The sequence below is a fragment of the Streptococcus hongkongensis genome (genome assembly GCF_053206145.1).
Window position 1 is genome coordinate 47,335 of the sequence record NZ_JBRUGD010000002.1, and the last position, 16,347, is coordinate 63,681.

Below are 16,347 nucleotides of genomic sequence, written 5' to 3' on the forward strand. Positions count from 1 at the left end.
AATACATTATAACGTTACGATTATAACATACTTTAAAACGCTTTTCAAAGGAAATTTGCTTAAATATCAAGCGTACTATAGACGGCATTTTCCTCAATAAACTCACGTCTTGGTTCAACTCGATCACCCATCAGCATATCAAATACTTTATCGGCCTCTGCTGCATCATCAACTGTAACACGTGCCATCAAACGACGTTCTGGGTCCATTGTTGTCTCCCATAACTGATGGTCATCCATTTCACCAAGGCCTTTATAACGTTGAACAGAAGGTTTTGAACGACCAACGCTATATTTATCAAGCGCTACTTTTAGCAATTCTTCTTGATTAGCACCTGGTTGAATGTACTCTTTTATTTCACTCCCAACTTTAACACCATAAATCGGCGGTTGCGCAATGTAAACAAATCCAGCCTCTAAAACAGGTCTCATAAAGCGATAAATTAATGTTAATAATAATGTACGAATGTGGGCACCATCAACATCAGCATCCGTCATAATAACTAACTTATGGTATCTAGCTTTTGAAACGTCAAAATCGGCACCAAAACCAGTTCCCATTGCCGTAAACAAACTTCTTATTTCCTCATTGGCAAGGATTTTATCCATAGTTGCTTTTTCAACATTCAAAATTTTACCACGAATCGGTAAGATTGCCTGGAATTCACGATCACGGCCTGATTTAGCTGATCCACCAGCAGAGTCTCCTTCGACGATAAAGAGTTCATTTTGACTGGCATTATTTGATGAACAATCCGCTAGTTTACCAGGTAAATTAGAAATTTCAAGACCAGACTTCTTACGGGTTACTTCACGTGCACGTTTTGCAGCAATTCTAGCTTTTGAAGCCAAGATTCCTTTTTCTACAATTTTACGAGCAACCTGAGGATTTTCAAGGAGAAAACGTTGAAAAGCATCACTAAATAAACGGTTGGTGATTTTGACAACTTCCGAATTACCTAATTTTGTTTTTGTTTGACCTTCAAACTGAGGATTCGGGTGTTTTACAGAGATAACAGCCGTTAAACCTTCACGAACATCTTCACCAGTTAAATTATCCTCATTTTCTTTAAGGATTTTATTCTTCTTAGCATAATCATTAATAACACGTGTTAAAGCCGTTCTGAAACCTTGCTCATGTGTACCACCTTCGTGAGTATGAATATTATTAGCAAAACTCATCACGTTTTCATGGTAGCCTGTTGTGTACTGCATTGCGACTTCAACAGCAATGCCATCCATCTCACCATCAGTAAAAATAGGATGGTCAATAATAACATCTTTTTTCTCATTCAAGAATTCAACATAACTTGAAATACCACCTTCATAAAGATAATCTTTCTTTTGCTCTATTCCAGAACGTTTATCTGAAATAGAGATGCGTAATCCTCGATTTAAAAATGCTAACTCTTGAATACGTTTAGCTAACTTGTCAAAGTCAAATTCAGTTGTTTCCGTAAAGATTTCAGGATCTGGCGTAAAATGCACAGTTGTCCCTGTTAAATCAGTTTCACCAATAATTTTCAAGTCATCATAAACGACTCCACGTTTAAACTCTTGATAATGAATACTTCCATTTTTATAGACGCGAACATCTAATTGCGTTGACAAGGCATTAACAACAGATGAACCTACGCCATGTAGTCCACCTGAAACTTTATAGCCGCCACCGCCAAACTTACCTCCAGCATGGAGAACTGTAAAGACTGTTTCAACTGCAGGGCGACCTGTTTTAGCTTGAATATCGACGGGAATTCCACGCCCATCATCAACGACAGTGATAGAATCGTCTTCTTCAATAAACACTTCAATATGACTCGCAAAACCAGCCAATGCTTCATCTATAGAATTATCAACAATTTCCCACACCAAATGATGGAGTCCTTCTTTAGAAGTCGATCCAATATACATACCTGGGCGCATACGAACGGCTTCGAGACCTTCTAAAACCTGAATTTGACTGGCATCATATTCTTGAGCATTTCCGTTTGACTGTTTTATTTCTTCAACCATTTAATTTACTATCTCCAAAAGGGACTGATTTTCTTGGACTAATAAGCTTTCAAGGCCTGCTCCTTGTCCTGCCTGTTTATCGATTTCCCTGTCACCGATAACTAAGGCGTTTGTAATATCATACTTGTTAATTAAATAAAGGATACTCTCTGGATCTGGCTTTCTCTTAAACCCTTCTTCTGAAGTGACGACCTCAGTAAAATACTCTAATAGATTAGCATGTGATAGCAGATAAATAACTTGTCTATCACGATGTGAAACTAAAAAATTCCGGCCCCCATCAGCTACAATCTTCCTTAATATTTCCTTTGCACCGCTTTTCCAAATTGGATTAGCCAAAGCCTGCGCTTCATTTAATTTATAAAAATGCAGAAAATGTGGTTCATAGGGAGCAAATGTAGTAATGGCTATCGCTGTAGATTCTTTAAGTTTTGAAAAAACAGCATCATGACTGGCGGAAAGATTAAACTCCTCTAAAGTCTTAAGGAATGCAAGAGTCGAAGTCTCATAATTATCAAGGAGAGTTCCACCTAAGTCCCAAATATAATCCTTATAATTCATACCCTTTATTGTAACATATTTTACTGTATTTTTATAGTATATAACGCAAAAATAAAGATGGTCTGTCACTACAACAAACCATCTTTATTAATCATATTTATATGAACGACGAAGCTCTGCTTGACTCTGCTTTTCTCGATCTAGTTCATATTGAAAATTCATCGATAAAATCAAACCGACTCCAATTAAATTAGATATCAACGATGATCCCCCTTGGGATATAAAAGGTAACGGAATCCCTGTCAAGGGTAAAATACCTATGGCTGCCCCAATATTTTCAAAAATATGGAATAAGATCATCATAATAAAACCTGTTGAGATATAAGTATAGAATAGATTATTCGAAGCCAGTGTTAATCGCAACATTCTATAAATTAATAATAAATACAATACTAGCAATAGGGCCGCCCCAATAAAACCAAAATTCTCAGCAATAACCGTAAAAATCATGTCACTTTCTCTTACTGGAACTGGTAAATCAACACGATTAAATCCTTTCCCAAAAAATCCACCACTACCTATGGAAACCATGCTTTGTGTTTGTTGATATGCGATTGTTTCAGAAAAATCAAAAGGGGTTAACCAAGCTGAAATCCGATTAATTTGGTAGGTATCCATCCCCAACTTAAATAAAAATTCTTTGCCTTGCGGCAAGAAAAAAATGATAAAAAATGCTAATGCAGCAATTAAAAAGAAGGCAATTAGAGGTAGGATGAACCACCAACTAATTCCTGATACTAATATAACACCTGCTAAAATTGCAATGAATACCAAAGCTGTTCCAAAATCTTTTTGCAAGGCTAATAACATTAATACTGGAATTGAAAGTAAGATGTAAGCTAATATTAATTTCCAATCGTCTGAAAGTTGATGGCTTTCTTTTTTCCCTTTAAACCAAACTGTTAACCTCGCCAAAGCTAAAATAAAGGAAATTTTCATAAATTCTGAGGGCTGGAACAAGGTCACGGAACCAATAGTTACCCAGTTCTTAGCACCTGTTGCCGCGACTAGCTGAGGGCTATAAAAAATCAAGGGTAGAATCATCAGTCCTATACCTAAGATATATAAGAAGGGGGTTAATTTCCATAATAAGCTTCTGCTAAAAAACATCAGAATGAATGCAAATATGGCCCCAAATCCAACCCATAGTGCTTGTTGCATCATGACTTTTGACACATTCTGTGGGTAATCATTAAACGTAGCAACATATACTGAGAAAAGACCTATAACAATCAGACAAAATACTGGCCAAACAATGCCATAATCAATCTTACTGTCTAATCTAGTTTGTCTTTTAAACATCACACACCCACTTTCTCATCATGCTTTCTCTTTAACTAAATGAAAAAGACCAAAAAATGGTCTCTTCTAATGGCCCCTGCTGGAATCGAACCAGCAACTACTCCTTAGGAGGGAGTTGTTATATCCATTGAACTAAGGAGCCGTAAGGTATAAGTACCTTATCTATTTTAGCTTAGAAATTCTTGAATTGCAAGAGCTAGCAGTTACTCTTTTTGACTTTGACGATAGTTTTCCATCTTCTTTCGAAAGAGTTGTCCATTAGTTGGCGGTGTGATTGTCACAGCATTTGCTCCTGCTTCAATAACCTCAAGAATGGACTCTTCGGTTGGACCACCTGTTGCCATAATAGGAAAATCCGGAAACTCTTTTCTTATTTTGCGAACAATATTTGGAGTGTCAATCCCTCCACTTATATTTAAGATATCAACACCAGCTTCAATACGACTTTTGATATCTGTGCATTCAGAAACGACTGTATAAATAATTGGTATATCAATAATTTGTTCAATCGTGTTAATCGTATCAACTTTTGTAGGGGCATTAACAACGACCGCATAGGCTCCTTCCGATTCTGAAAATAAACTCATATTTGCTGAACGATATCCCGTTGTGAGGCCACCGCCAACACCAGCCAATACTGGAACTGAGGAAACTAACATAATACTTTTTAGAATTGCTGGATTAGGGGTAAATGGATAGACAGCTAAAATAGCATCTGCATTGTGATTAGCAATGATTGACACATCTGTACTAAATAATACAGACCTGATACGCCGCCCATAAATATAGATACCTGAGCACTGATTGATAACATCTGGCATTCTGATAATTTCTTGTCTTAAATCAGACATGACGATAGGAGCATTTTCTTTTGAAATTTTCATATTCTTCCTCAAATAATTAGAGTTGTTCATTCATTTTATCATAGGTTGTAACTAACTAATCTACAAAAAGTTTAATAGATGACAATTTTTCATTATCACAACTTAATTGGTAGTGATTTAACGCTATCTTTTAAGTTAGTTGAGGACTATAATCTTGGTCAAAAAAAGTTACATATCTAGCCCACCATTTTTTATTTTTAGATTCGGGCAACAACCGTCTTGGCAAAAAAGAAAAACCTCACCTGTAATCAAGTGAGGTTTAGTTGAACTCGCCCTAAATTTCCTCAAAAATCTCGCAATGTCTTTGAAGTCTACCGACTTCTTCAGCATTATTTGCATTTTTTTCGAAAATTTTAGACGGGCTCTGTATCCTGAATTGAACTCGGGCTGAAATCTAGGAAAAAAGAAAAACTGCCGTATGACTTGGTCACTTTGGCAGTTTCCTATTTTTCTGTCGATTTCTAGACGCCCTAGGTATCTTAGATTAACGACGGATTTCTTTGATACGTGCTGCTTTACCTTGTAATGCACGTAAGTAGTAAAGTTTAGCACGACGGACTTTACCGTAACGAACAACTTCAATTTTATCAACACGTGGTGTGTGGATTGGGAAAGTACGTTCTACACCGATACCGCCTGAGATTTTACGAACTGTGTACATTTCTGAGATCCCTTGACCTTTACGTGCAATAACTACACCTTCAAAGATCTGGATACGTTCGCGAGTTCCTTCGACAACTTTCGCGTGAACGCGAACAGTGTCACCAGCGCGGAATGCAGGGATGTCAGTACGAAGTTGACCTTCAGTCAAACTTTGGATTAATGGATTCATTTTATATTCTCCTATCTTACCAATCATAAGTACTTGTCTCAGCGGATTAGCTTATTTACGTGTGTCCATTACACACAAAATTCATTCTACCATATTTCACAACTACTGTAAAGTTAATTTATGATAAGATTAACTCTAGTTTTTCTCCTTACCATTCCATCAGTTCCTGACCGCCATAGATGCTATTTTTTCTATTAAGAATATAAGCTGTCGCTACTACTAAAAAGTAAGCTAAAAAATTACCGCCGCCAAAAACCTCTAAACCAATGAAGATAGGTGCCAACATGGTATTGGTAGCACTTGCAAAAACAGCTATATAACCTAGCGCGGCAACTAAAGCAACTGGTAAGCCAAACAAGGGAGCAAGGACGAAACCTAGTGAGGCACCAATAGCAAATAATGGCGTAACCTCTCCACCTTGGAAGCCAGCAGAAATCGTTAAAACTGTTAATAACAACTTTAACAACCAGTCATAAGTATAAATAGCCTGTCCAGAAAAAGCATTGGCAATTAAGTTTGTTCCTAAACCGGTGTAGCGCCCTAAGTGTAAGATAAGTAACAACAGGGTTAAACATAAGCCGATACTTGCAATTCTGACATAAGGATTTGGTATTTTTGTTACCAAGTAAGCTTTCAAACGAGATAGTAAAATAGCAAAGCTATTTCCCACTAGTCCAAAAACAGTACCTAAAATGATTAATTTTAGAAAAATGATTGGAGAAATGCTTTGCACTACTCCAATTGGGGCAGTGAATTTTTCCAGACCTAAGACATGAGAGGTTCCTGAAGCAGTAAAAGCCGCAATCAGGGCAGGAAATAGGGCCAGATAACTTAAATTATTCAACACTAAAACTTCTAAAGCAAAAAAGACAGCTGCAATTGGTGTTTGAAAGAGTCCAGCAAACCCTGATGCCATCCCCAAGACAAGAAAAATGCGCGAGCTATTCTCAACCTTCACCCATGAATGGCAATAATGGGAAACTGTGGCACCTATTTGAACAGCTACTCCTTCACGACCAGCACTTCCTCCAAATAGATGGGTCAACCATGTTGAAATGATTACTAATGGTACTAAAACAAGTGGCAAGTCCTTTTCTTTTCCTTGACCAACGTGAAAGACCAGTCCCATTCCTTTACTAGCTCTGCCACTAAATTTTTGGTAAAGAGTAGTCATCACTAATCCTGCAAGAGCTAAAAATGGTAAAAGCAGTATGAGATGACGGCTACGAAACTCCGAAATCTGTAATAAAACTGATCCAAAAACAAAATCCAATAGCCCAACTAGCAAACCAATGATTAGGGCAAGGACTGATAAGATAAGAATTGTCTGAATCGATTTGTTTTGATGCTGATTGATGGTTTTAATCATTGAAATCACCTGTTAAATATTGCGTTTGATAATGTCTAGAGGCTGCCATAATTCCCTCAAAACTTTCTAGGACAGCATCAACATAAGCAAGATTAGAAACCTGTTTTCTAATATCTTCCAGTATGAATTGCTGACGCTCTTCGTCTAAAACTGGAATCTGATGCTGACGCTTATAAGCCATAACATGATCAACCAAGCTTACTCTTTTTTCAATTAGTTGCACCAAATCACTATCTATTTGATCAATTTCTTTTCTAATTAACTCTAATTCCATCTTAACCCTTATTTTATAACTCTAAATAGTAGCAACGAAAAAAAGGTTGACGTTGAAAACTTAAAAACACAACTCGTCTCTAAAGCAATCAGACATCTAACCTTTAATTCATTAAGCCAATAAATTTTCTGCCGCATTGGAGATCTCCTCAGCAAAAGCTTCTAAATTAGCAATATCTTCATCTTCTGCAGCTAAATCAACTTTGACTGATGCTGCACCTTTGATGGCACCTGTTAAGGCAAATTGTTCTTCAAATTCATCTACTGACTTACAGAAGTAATCATAAAATGTATCTCCAGAACCAACAACACCATATATGCGATCTGATAAATCAAGATCTTGTAAATCTTCGTAAAAATCTACAATCTCATCAGGTAAATCACCATCACCATAGGTATAAGTTGCAACAATCGCAATCTCTGCATCTTCAAAATCTGAAGCATCTACTGCTGTGCATTCGTCTACGTCAACATCATGACCGAGTTCTGTTAACTTATTAGCAACGATATCGGCAATCTCTTCTGTATTTCCCGTCATACTGGCATAAACGATTTTTACTATGGCCATATTTTCCTCCAAAAATAACTAAACTGCATTAATTTTATCATATTTTGCGGAGAAAATCACTAGTAGATTATAGATATGGACTATATAATTCTTTTAATTTTTTAAGTACTACTTTTTTCTCTTGGTCACTAGCAAAGGATGCTTCAATTGCATTTTGATTATGACGGTAAAAATCTGCAACACTAGTTCCAAAATACTGATGATAAAGGTTATATTCTTTTGTTAACGTCGTATCAGAAACCGTTCGATTATCTGTATTGATACTTAGCATCACACCTGTAGCTTCCATTAATAAGTAAGGAAAGTCTGCGATGGTCTTAGCTGCTTTGATTTGAAGGTTACTTGTTAAACAGAGCTCTGCAGTGACCTTTTTTGCTTTCATTTGCTTTAAGAGTTCTGGATTATCAGTAACTGCTGTTACATGACCTAGTCGCTTGACATCAAGTTCCAAAGCTTGTGCGATATAATTTGCACAGCCACACTCACCCGCATGTAGGGTGAAAGGTAAGCCTAATTTAGTCGTTTCACGAATAATGGCAGCTAAGTATTCCGGTGGGAAATCAAGCTCGTTTCCGGCAAAATCAAATCCCACCACCCCTTTTTCAGCCCATCGAATAACATGATTAAAAACTGTTTTTGAAAGTAACAAAGATGATTGGCGAATCCCACAAACGATTAGTTTAACTAAAATGCCAAAATCGGACTCTGCTTTTGGGCACCATCTAACACAGCTTCCATAATTTGATCAAGTGTCAACCCTTCATCCATAGACAGCTCTGGTGCAAAACGAATTTCCATATAAATAACACCTTCGTTAGCAGCAGCTTTTGCCAAATCATAGGTAGCTAATGCTAAATTTGCAAAAGTGGTCGAACAACATCAAATGTTTCTAAATAGTCCATCAATGATGTTATTGATTTTGGAGCAGTAACAAGTTTTCGTAGCTCTTCATCAGCTTTGGGAAGAGAGATATTGGCCATCCTAGCTAATACCTTGATTGTTTCAAACGGAATGGACCCATCCAAGTGGCAATGTAACTCCGTTTTAGCTTTTTAATATCATAACAAATGATTTTGTAAAATCAAGACTTTTTTATAATTTTTAAATAAATCGTTAGTAAATAGGACAAAACTTGATAAAAAACAGCTAATTCCATCCTAATTTTATCCAACAAAAACGAATAATTGCTACTATTGTATCCCAAAGATGCTAAATTTTTGTAGTTAACGTGATAATTTGTTATGATAATCCTAATTAGTAATAACAGAAAGGATAAGCCTATGACAACTTATCAATTACCAAAAGTTTGGACAAATACATATAAAATCCAAGGGTCAAACCAAGAAACTGCTGGCAGCCGTTTTGAACAAGTTTTACCAAAAGGTGAAAATCCTTACCAATTATATACCCTAGGAACACCTAATGGCATAAAACCTATTATCCTGTTTGAGGAACTAAAGGAAATTGGTAAATCAGGTGTCAGTTATGATGCTTTCAAAATTAGTTTAGCTAATCAAGAACAATTCGGTAGTGACTTTACTAAGATTAATCCCAATTCAAAAATCCCCGCTTTATTAGACCTGACTGAAGCCGAAGAACTAAATGTCTTTGAATCAGCTAATATTCTTCTTTATTTAGCTGAAAAACACGGAGCATTTATCAGCAAAAATCACGCTACGAGAACCCAAGAATTAAATTGGCTCTTCTGGCAAACTGGTGCTGCACCATTCGTCGGTGGTGGGTTTGGTCACTTCTTCCATTATGCACCGGAAAAGTTAGAATACCCTATCGACCGTTATACCATGGAAACAAAACGCCAATTAGATTTATTGGACCAAGAATTAGCTAAAAGACCTTACATTGCTGGTCAAGACTACAGTATCGCAGATATTGCTATTTGGTCATGGTATGGTCAATTAGTACAAGATAAACTATATGATAATGCAGCTGAGTTTTTAGACGGTCAGACTTACAAAAACCTTAATCAATGGGCAGAAAAAATTGCACAACGCCCTGCAGTTAAACGCGCTCTGGAAGTCTCACTAAAAGATATTAACTAACCGTTTTGTCGTCCCACCTCCGCAAAGTTGAGCAGGGTTATAAAAGGTGATTTTCAACGTGTTAGAGCCCACTCAACCACTGCGTCATACATATACAGCAGTCTACAAAAGAAAAGAAGCTTAGACAAAAGTCCTCTGCTTCTTTTTTTTGTAAAAAATTTACCTTTATATTGCATTCCCATTACTTGTGGTATACTATTAAAAAGACTTTTTAAGAGGTAAGGTGATATTATGAATTGGTGTATTAAAGCATTTGACCAACTTACTAGAGATGAGTTATTTGTCATTCTAAAAGAGCGGGTTGCCGTTTTTGTTGTGGAACAAGCCTGTGCATATCCCGAAATTGATGATCTTGATCAACATTCTGTCCATGTTTTCAAACAAGACAGTTCAGGTCAATTATTAGCCTACTGCCGCATCATTCCCACTGAAGAAATGATGAAGCTGGGCCGAGTACTAACAACTGAATCTGCCAGAGGTAAAGGTTTAGGACACGAATTGGTTGCAACTGCGCTTAGCTATTGCCAAGAAAATTCCCCACACTTACCAGTCTATGCGCAAGCACAAGCCCACCTACAAGACTTCTATGACCAGTTTGGCTTTAAAGCTACTTCTGAAGTCTATTTAGAGGACAATATCCCACATATTGATATGATGAAAGAGAACGATTAAGAATGACTATTTACAAAGAAATCCTAGAGCAAATTAGGAAATATCAAACGATTATTATTCACCGTCACAAGAATCCCGACCCAGATGCTATTGGTAGTCAGGCTGGATTAAAGGAAATCATAACAGTTAATTTCCCTGACAAAAAAGTGCTCATTACAGGTTACGATGAACCAAGCTTAGATTGGATAGCAATGATGGATCAAGTCCAAGACAGTGACTACCGTGATGCACTAGTCATTATTACAGATACTGCTAATCAACCACGAATTGATGATGATCGTTTCTTGCAAGGGAATGCCACCATCAAAATTGACCATCACCCAAATGATGATAGTTATGGTGATATTTGCCATGTTGATACCTCAGCATCAAGTACCAGTGAGATTATCGCCGACTTCGCTTTCACAATGAACTTAAATCTATCCAGTTTAGCAGCAAAATTACTTTATGCTGGAATTGTCGGAGATACTGGCCGTTTCCTTTATCCTGCAACAAGTAGCAAAACTTTCTTAATTGCTAGTAAATTACGCCAATACGACTTTGACTTCTCTGCCATTGGACGACAAATGGATTCTTTCTCATTAAAAATTGCTAAGCTGCAAGGTTATATATTTGATAACCTCGAATTGGATGAAAATGGAGCTGCACGAGTTGTGCTGACGCAAGACATTCTCAAAGCTTTTGATATCACAGATGCAGAAAGCTCTGCTATTGTCTCAACGCCTGGAAAGATAGACCTCGTTCAGGCTTGGGCAATCTTTGTTGAGCAAGCTGACGGGCACTACCGTGTCAGAATGCGTAGCAAAACTAAAGTTATCAATGAGATTGCTAAAAGACACCATGGAGGAGGACATCCATTAGCTAGTGGAGCTAACTCCTATAGTCTTGAAGAGAACGAAGAAATTTACAAAGAGATTAAAGACTTACTAGCAGATTAAATTTATTCGTCTAAAAAGCTTGTCAAACAGATCTATTTTTGTTACACTAGTTGAGTTAATAACTATGGGGCACAAGTGCCATGGCAGAAAGGAAATATTTTTAAGATGAGAAAAGACATTCATCCAGATTATCGTCCAGTTGTATTCCTTGATACAACTACAGGTTACCAATTCCTTAGCGGTTCTACTAAAAATAGTAATGAAACTGTTGAGTTCGAAGGGGAAACTTACCCACTTATCCGTGTAGAAATTTCTTCAGATTCACATCCATTCTATACTGGACGTCAAAAATTCACGCAAGCAGACGGACGCGTGGACCGTTTCAACAAAAAATACGGTCTCAAAGATGCGAACGCAGCAAAATAAGACTTACGCTTTTACTAAACATTCCCAGTTTTATGGGAATGTTTTTTTCATCTCTTTGACATGAACTACCATTTCTATCAATTAAGTTAAAGAATCAAAACAAATCATTGTAAGCGTTTTATAAATCTGGTAAAATAGCTATAAGGAGGAAATTCAGATGAAAGCATTTATTATTAGTATCTTAAAAGAAAATGAACCCCTTGAAATTACCTTTGTAACAGGTGAAAAAATGGTTGCCATTAAAGTAGCTAATGAAATGGAGTTTGATCCTACTGCTATTGAATTAATCACTGAAGACCATCATAGAAATGTATTAATCAATTTACGCAATATTGTCTTTGCAACTCCAAAAGATTTCTAATTTTATGTAAAAATACTTGTCCAAAAAATGAAATCATGCTATTATTTCTCTAAAGAGGGAGGTCATATCATGACAAAAGAAACAAAAAAAGAAGAACTGTATACCATTAGTGGGAAAGTAAAACAAACTCAAGCATCAGAAAAGAAAACGAACTAAGCACACAACCACCAAAGACTTTAGCAAAATCAGCTAAGGTCTTTTTGTTAAGACAATCATAACCACCCGAAAACGGGTGGTTTAGTCCAGGGCTATAAGCCCAAATAACTAGCCAGCGCCTAAAGACGCTGGCTTTCACTTTGTTCAAGCCTCATTGCTTTTGACTCGTCACCGGCCTCTCAAAGAGGCATTTGTATTACTTACTATCATCCCCTAAAGGGATTCTCATATTCTTTGACACTCAATTTATCTAAGGCTATATCGTGTTTTTTTGTTCTTGAATATATTTTTTTATTGTAGCTTCATTTAATCCAACCCTACTAACATAATAGCCTTCTTCCCCAAAATGTCGATTACCAAATTTGTATTTCAGATTGGCGTGTTTGTCGAACATCATAAGTGCACTCTTACCTCTTAAATAGCCCATAAAACTTGAAACACTTATTCTGGGTGGAATGCTTACTAACATGTGTACGTGTATGGCATCAGATGTCCTTCCATTATTTCTACACCTTTATAGCTACATAATCTTTGAAAAATTTCTCCCAAACTGCCTCGATATTGATTATAGATTACTTTTCGTCTATACTTAGGGGGGAACACAATGTGATAGAACACAGCCACTTTGTGTGTGATAAACTGTAACTGGTTTTAGCCATTTATTTTTCCTCCTTTGTCTAACCTGAACAATTAGATTATACTAGGAAAAATAAATGGAAGCTACAAGCCTTTTTAGCCACCAGCTAAGCTGGTGGCTTTCTTGTTTTTCTCGTAGAGAAAAACAAGAAAGCCATAATAAAAAACAAATCACAACCGTTATGATTTGTTTTTTTATTATTCATCACTAATTTATTTTAATGAGCATTAATTTCTTGAGCAATTTCACGACCTGATAAGTCGGCTGGGTAATAAGTTGGCCAGTGTTCTAACTCTTTATGTAATTTTTCTTGGCTTTCCCCACCCCAGTAAAGATGGAAATGATTAGCTTTTCCAGGTGCAATGCCGTGATCGCTGAATTGAATATATTTGAACTCACCAGCATCTTTTTCTTTTGCTTCAAACATGAATCGAACACCACGATTTCCCTTTGGATAAGTTAAGATTTCTTTACCTGCATATTTATAGGTAAATGCTTTCTTTTGACCATTTCTTTCAAAGGTAATCACATTTTTCTTCCCATCAATATCAATTTTAGTTACATCTGTCTTATAACCAGTTGTATAATACTCCTTATACTCTTTGGCTGACATTTGACCTTTTGATTTTTTAGCCTTGTATTCCATTACTGGATCTAAAGTTCCATCTTTAAGGTAAGGATAAACTGATTGCCAACTTCCTGCATAATCTGTAAGCTTACGATCTTTGACATCCTTTGTTTTAAAGTAACCATTGTAAACAGATTTGCTAGTATCTTCCTCAGGTTTAATTTCCTTACCTTCTCGTGTTGTGGTCAACTGCAATGCTTTTAGATTGTCACGCATAACGGTAAAGTAGTCTTCACCATTTTTAATTTCTTTTTGTGTTAAGCTTTCAAGTGGACTAAGCACAACAGCCTTAACTCCGGCTTCATTAGCTAATGTTTTAGCTACCTTATTTGAGGCATTTTCTTCAAAATAAATATACTTGATATCATACTTTTTAACATATTTAGAGAGCTCTCCAATACGTTTTGCTGATGGTTCATTTTCAGCTGAGACACCATTGATCGCTACTTGATTCAATCCGTAATCAAGGGCTAAGTAGCCAAAGGCAGCATGTTGTGTAACAAAACTCTTTTGCTTAGCTTGCCCTAACGTTTTAGCATAGTCTGCATCAAGCTGCTTTAATTTTGCGATATAGGTATCTGCATTTTTCTTAAAGCTATTTGCTTTTTTAGGATATTTTTTTGATAAGGAGTCACGAATATTTTCAACTACTGTTATACTACGATAAGGCGATAACCAAACGTGTGGATCAAAAGCATGACTATGGCCTTCTTCACCATGTTTATCGTGTTTATGTTCCTTATCTTCACCGTCATGTTCATGTTCACTTTCAGAACCAGCTGCCAAAATCATATTGCCAGTTCCTTCGATATAGTCAACATCCTTAGACTTAATAGATTTTTTTACTTTTGGAATCCATGTCTCCATATTGTCATCCATGTAAACAACGGCATCTGAATCTTGAATTTTCTTGATATCTTTTGTAGATGGTTCAAAATCATGAGGTTCTGTTCCAGCTTTCATTAGGATGGAAACATCACCTTCATTTCCAACTACACCTTTTGTGAATTCGTAGACTGGGTAAAATGTTGTTACAACTTTTACCTTGTTATCATCTGCAGCAACATGCTGAGCTTGACTTAATTGCCAAGCAGATGTTAAACCGACAAAACTCATCATTAAAAGAACTTTCTTTTTCACGTTGACTCCTCTTTCCTATACAAATTACTTTACAAGTAATTTACTGGTTAAATGTTTACCAGTTAACATAATACCATACTGAATTTTTTTTGCAAGTCTTTTATGTCATTATCTCAAAAGTAAAAGTCCACTGGAAAAACCTCCCACTGAACTTTTATTTTATATTTAATCACTTTGACTAAAACGATTAGTCATCAGATTACTGGCATCAAATAAAATAGTATTTAATAATGCTTGTGTTTCAACTTGAATGTAGTCACTCATCACTTGATTTTGTTCGGTTAAATTAAGTTTCTGACCATTGGCGTAAGCATCCTCAACTTGGTGAAGCATGTAATGACCTTGTCCCATCGTTTTTTCTTGATAGTCTTCAATGCGTGCATTATGATGTAAATAATGGCTATCTGCAATAGCTGCAATTAAGCGATTCATCCAATAAAAATTATTTGTATTAACATCTTGGTTAGTATTAGTAAAATATTCAGGAAAGTCTGTGACTTGTGTAAAGAAAGGCACTATTGTATTAAAAGGCATGGCACCATAGGCTATCCATTGAATAGCTGCAATTTCTTTTGGTCTATCAGATCTAATTTGTAAAATAGATGTCTGACTTGTTCGATTAATTCCTATTGGACGGAATGATTTTTGACTGACTTTGTCACCTTCGGGACCATAAGGGTCAAAAATAGTATCTTGATAATGACTACTTAAAACATACTTGATATCTTCAATTGTCACTTTACGATAGGGTTTTTGGCACCAAGGAATAGCAAAGCTACGAGGGTCCTGTTCAATTTCTGGATTCAAAAACTTTTGCATTACCCATGCACGTGGTGTATTATAATGACGATCTTTGTCACTGTGGCTACCAAAAGCATAACGAGGGTTAAAATGCTCATTTGAATAAGTTAAATCCAAGCAATGCTTATTTATGAATTCACTTAAATCATCCGAACACAAGTATTCATCAGGATTATTAAATTCAAAATGATCAATACCTAATTGATTTGGGTTTGTTACATAAGCATCATCTGGTACACGACGAGCAATCCAGTGGTGTCCACCAATTGTCTCCAACCACCAAATTTCATTAGCATCTGAAAATGCAACGCCATTTGATTCGTAAGTTCCGTATTGGCTAAGAATCTGACCAAGTCGTAATACCCCTTCTTTAGCAGAATGAATATAAGGAAGCACTAGCGTTAACATGTCCTCTTCCCCAATTCCAGATGTAACAAGAGGATCTGCCCCTAAAACACGCGCATTAGTCGTAATCGTTTCAGTAGCACTCATACCGACATTTTCTTCATTAACACCTGCTTCACCCCAGATACCATCTTTACCTAATGCATCTGGCACTGAACTATATGCCATTGGGGTTTCAGGTAAATCAATTTCAAAACTTGATAAGACTGACTTATAGTGTTTTGGTTGATCCTGTCTTCTTACAAAAGTCATTTTTTTAGGAGTAAAATCACCATTTTGTGAATCCTCAGTTCTTGCAACCAAGGTTGAGCCATCGTAAGACACTTTTTTTCCAACTAAAATTGTAGTACAACCCATATTATTTCTCCTTTTCTTTTCTAAA

15 protein-coding genes, 1 tRNA gene and 2 pseudogenes are annotated in these 16,347 nt (G+C 36.4%); 5 read left to right on the plus strand and 13 right to left on the minus strand.

Features of this window, described 5'->3' with window-relative positions; translation table 11 throughout:
* Positions 1 to 59 precede the first annotated feature (59 nt).
* From gyrB to add, 10 genes and pseudogenes are all read right to left on the minus strand, one after another.
* The gene (gene gyrB, locus ACVRZD_RS01425; protein ID WP_037627467.1) at positions 60 to 2,012 is read right to left on the minus strand and encodes a DNA topoisomerase (ATP-hydrolyzing) subunit B; all 1,953 of its coding nucleotides are present in this window, start codon (positions 2,010 to 2,012) and stop codon (positions 60 to 62) included.
* The gene (locus tag ACVRZD_RS01430) at positions 2,013 to 2,573 is read right to left on the minus strand and encodes an HAD-IA family hydrolase (protein WP_037627463.1); all 561 of its coding nucleotides are present in this window, start codon (positions 2,571 to 2,573) and stop codon (positions 2,013 to 2,015) included.
* A gap of 87 nt (positions 2,574 to 2,660) precedes the next feature.
* Entirely contained in the window at positions 2,661 to 3,875 is a 1,215-nt protein-coding gene (locus ACVRZD_RS01435) for an FtsW/RodA/SpoVE family cell cycle protein (RefSeq protein WP_447450191.1), read from the minus strand.
* A 70-nt stretch (positions 3,876 to 3,945) separates the two neighbouring features.
* A tRNA-Arg gene (locus tag ACVRZD_RS01440) sits at positions 3,946 to 4,017 on the minus strand.
* 61 nt (positions 4,018 to 4,078) lie between these two features.
* Positions 4,079 to 4,759: a beta/alpha barrel domain-containing protein gene (locus ACVRZD_RS01445; protein ID WP_037627461.1), complete on the minus strand. Its 681-nt coding sequence runs from the start codon at positions 4,757 to 4,759 to the stop codon at positions 4,079 to 4,081.
* 484 nt (positions 4,760 to 5,243) lie between these two features.
* The gene (gene rplS / locus ACVRZD_RS01450) at positions 5,244 to 5,591 is read right to left on the minus strand and encodes a 50S ribosomal protein L19 (RefSeq protein ID WP_037627459.1); all 348 of its coding nucleotides are present in this window, start codon (positions 5,589 to 5,591) and stop codon (positions 5,244 to 5,246) included.
* A gap of 148 nt (positions 5,592 to 5,739) precedes the next feature.
* The gene (locus tag ACVRZD_RS01455; protein WP_447450192.1) at positions 5,740 to 6,960 is read right to left on the minus strand and encodes a chloride channel protein; all 1,221 of its coding nucleotides are present in this window, start codon (positions 6,958 to 6,960) and stop codon (positions 5,740 to 5,742) included.
* Positions 6,953 to 7,234 carry a chorismate mutase gene (locus tag ACVRZD_RS01460; protein ID WP_037627457.1) on the minus strand — a complete coding sequence of 94 codons (282 nt, stop codon included), beginning with the start codon at positions 7,232 to 7,234 and terminating at the stop codon, positions 6,953 to 6,955. Before ACVRZD_RS01460 ends, ACVRZD_RS01455 begins: the two co-directional genes overlap by 8 nt.
* A 111-nt stretch (positions 7,235 to 7,345) precedes the next feature.
* Positions 7,346 to 7,801 (minus strand): flavodoxin, encoded by a 456-nt coding sequence (locus ACVRZD_RS01465; RefSeq protein WP_037627454.1) that lies wholly within the window; start codon positions 7,799 to 7,801, stop codon positions 7,346 to 7,348.
* 67 nt (positions 7,802 to 7,868) lie between these two features.
* Positions 7,869 to 8,826: pseudogene (add, locus tag ACVRZD_RS01470) on the minus strand (adenosine deaminase).
* Positions 8,827 to 9,081: 255 nt separating this feature from the next.
* Between add and yghU the strand changes: the two are divergent.
* From yghU to ACVRZD_RS01495, 5 genes are all read left to right on the plus strand, one after another.
* Positions 9,082 to 9,861, plus strand: coding sequence for a glutathione-dependent disulfide-bond oxidoreductase (gene yghU / locus ACVRZD_RS01475; RefSeq protein ID WP_037627452.1), 780 nt, complete (start codon positions 9,082 to 9,084; stop codon positions 9,859 to 9,861).
* A 231-nt stretch (positions 9,862 to 10,092) separates the two neighbouring features.
* Positions 10,093 to 10,533 carry a GNAT family N-acetyltransferase gene (locus tag ACVRZD_RS01480; protein ID WP_037627450.1) on the plus strand — a complete coding sequence of 147 codons (441 nt, stop codon included), beginning with the start codon at positions 10,093 to 10,095 and terminating at the stop codon, positions 10,531 to 10,533.
* 2 nt (positions 10,534 to 10,535) lie between these two features.
* Positions 10,536 to 11,471, plus strand: coding sequence for a DHH family phosphoesterase (locus tag ACVRZD_RS01485; RefSeq protein WP_037627448.1), 936 nt, complete (start codon positions 10,536 to 10,538; stop codon positions 11,469 to 11,471).
* A 105-nt stretch (positions 11,472 to 11,576) separates the two neighbouring features.
* Positions 11,577 to 11,837 carry a type B 50S ribosomal protein L31 gene (locus tag ACVRZD_RS01490; RefSeq protein ID WP_037627445.1) on the plus strand — a complete coding sequence of 87 codons (261 nt, stop codon included), beginning with the start codon at positions 11,577 to 11,579 and terminating at the stop codon, positions 11,835 to 11,837.
* 157 nt (positions 11,838 to 11,994) lie between these two features.
* Positions 11,995 to 12,198 carry a hypothetical protein gene (locus ACVRZD_RS01495; protein ID WP_037627443.1) on the plus strand — a complete coding sequence of 68 codons (204 nt, stop codon included), beginning with the start codon at positions 11,995 to 11,997 and terminating at the stop codon, positions 12,196 to 12,198.
* 362 nt (positions 12,199 to 12,560) lie between these two features.
* Here ACVRZD_RS01495 and tnpA read toward each other — a convergent pair.
* The 3 genes and pseudogenes from tnpA to ACVRZD_RS01510 all read right to left on the minus strand — a co-directional run bounded on the left by tnpA (position 12,561) and on the right by ACVRZD_RS01510 (position 16,322).
* Positions 12,561 to 13,013 (minus strand): annotated as a pseudogene (gene tnpA / locus ACVRZD_RS01500) (IS200/IS605 family transposase).
* Positions 13,014 to 13,208: 195 nt separating this feature from the next.
* Positions 13,209 to 14,759, minus strand: a complete 1,551-nt coding sequence (locus ACVRZD_RS01505) for a zinc ABC transporter substrate-binding protein AdcA (RefSeq protein ID WP_037627303.1) — start codon at positions 14,757 to 14,759, stop codon at positions 13,209 to 13,211.
* Between the two features lie 165 nt (positions 14,760 to 14,924).
* Positions 14,925 to 16,322 (minus strand): C69 family dipeptidase, encoded by a 1,398-nt coding sequence (locus tag ACVRZD_RS01510; protein ID WP_447450193.1) that lies wholly within the window; start codon positions 16,320 to 16,322, stop codon positions 14,925 to 14,927.
* Positions 16,323 to 16,347 lie beyond the last annotated feature (25 nt).

Excerpts from the sequence above, each read along its gene's own strand:
- rplS (WP_037627459.1), bottom strand. The coding sequence starts at position 5,591 with ATGAATCCATTAATCCAAAGTTTGACTGAAGGTCAACTTCGTACTGAC.
- ACVRZD_RS01465 (WP_037627454.1), bottom strand. The coding sequence starts at position 7,801 with ATGGCCATAGTAAAAATCGTTTATGCCAGTATGACGGGAAATACAGAA.
- ACVRZD_RS01490 (WP_037627445.1), top strand. The coding sequence starts at position 11,577 with ATGAGAAAAGACATTCATCCAGATTATCGTCCAGTTGTATTCCTTGAT.
- ACVRZD_RS01430 (WP_037627463.1), bottom strand. The coding sequence starts at position 2,573 with ATGAATTATAAGGATTATATTTGGGACTTAGGTGGAACTCTCCTTGAT.
- ACVRZD_RS01480 (WP_037627450.1), top strand. The coding sequence starts at position 10,093 with ATGAATTGGTGTATTAAAGCATTTGACCAACTTACTAGAGATGAGTTA.
- yghU (WP_037627452.1), top strand. The coding sequence starts at position 9,082 with ATGACAACTTATCAATTACCAAAAGTTTGGACAAATACATATAAAATC.
- ACVRZD_RS01445 (WP_037627461.1), bottom strand. The coding sequence starts at position 4,759 with ATGAAAATTTCAAAAGAAAATGCTCCTATCGTCATGTCTGATTTAAGA.
- ACVRZD_RS01485 (WP_037627448.1), top strand. The coding sequence starts at position 10,536 with ATGACTATTTACAAAGAAATCCTAGAGCAAATTAGGAAATATCAAACG.
- ACVRZD_RS01510 (WP_447450193.1), bottom strand. The coding sequence starts at position 16,322 with ATGGGTTGTACTACAATTTTAGTTGGAAAAAAAGTGTCTTACGATGGC.
- gyrB (WP_037627467.1), bottom strand. The coding sequence starts at position 2,012 with ATGGTTGAAGAAATAAAACAGTCAAACGGAAATGCTCAAGAATATGAT.
- ACVRZD_RS01435 (WP_447450191.1), bottom strand. The coding sequence starts at position 3,875 with ATGTTTAAAAGACAAACTAGATTAGACAGTAAGATTGATTATGGCATT.
- ACVRZD_RS01460 (WP_037627457.1), bottom strand. The coding sequence starts at position 7,234 with ATGGAATTAGAGTTAATTAGAAAAGAAATTGATCAAATAGATAGTGAT.
- ACVRZD_RS01455 (WP_447450192.1), bottom strand. The coding sequence starts at position 6,960 with ATGATTAAAACCATCAATCAGCATCAAAACAAATCGATTCAGACAATT.
- ACVRZD_RS01495 (WP_037627443.1), top strand. The coding sequence starts at position 11,995 with ATGAAAGCATTTATTATTAGTATCTTAAAAGAAAATGAACCCCTTGAA.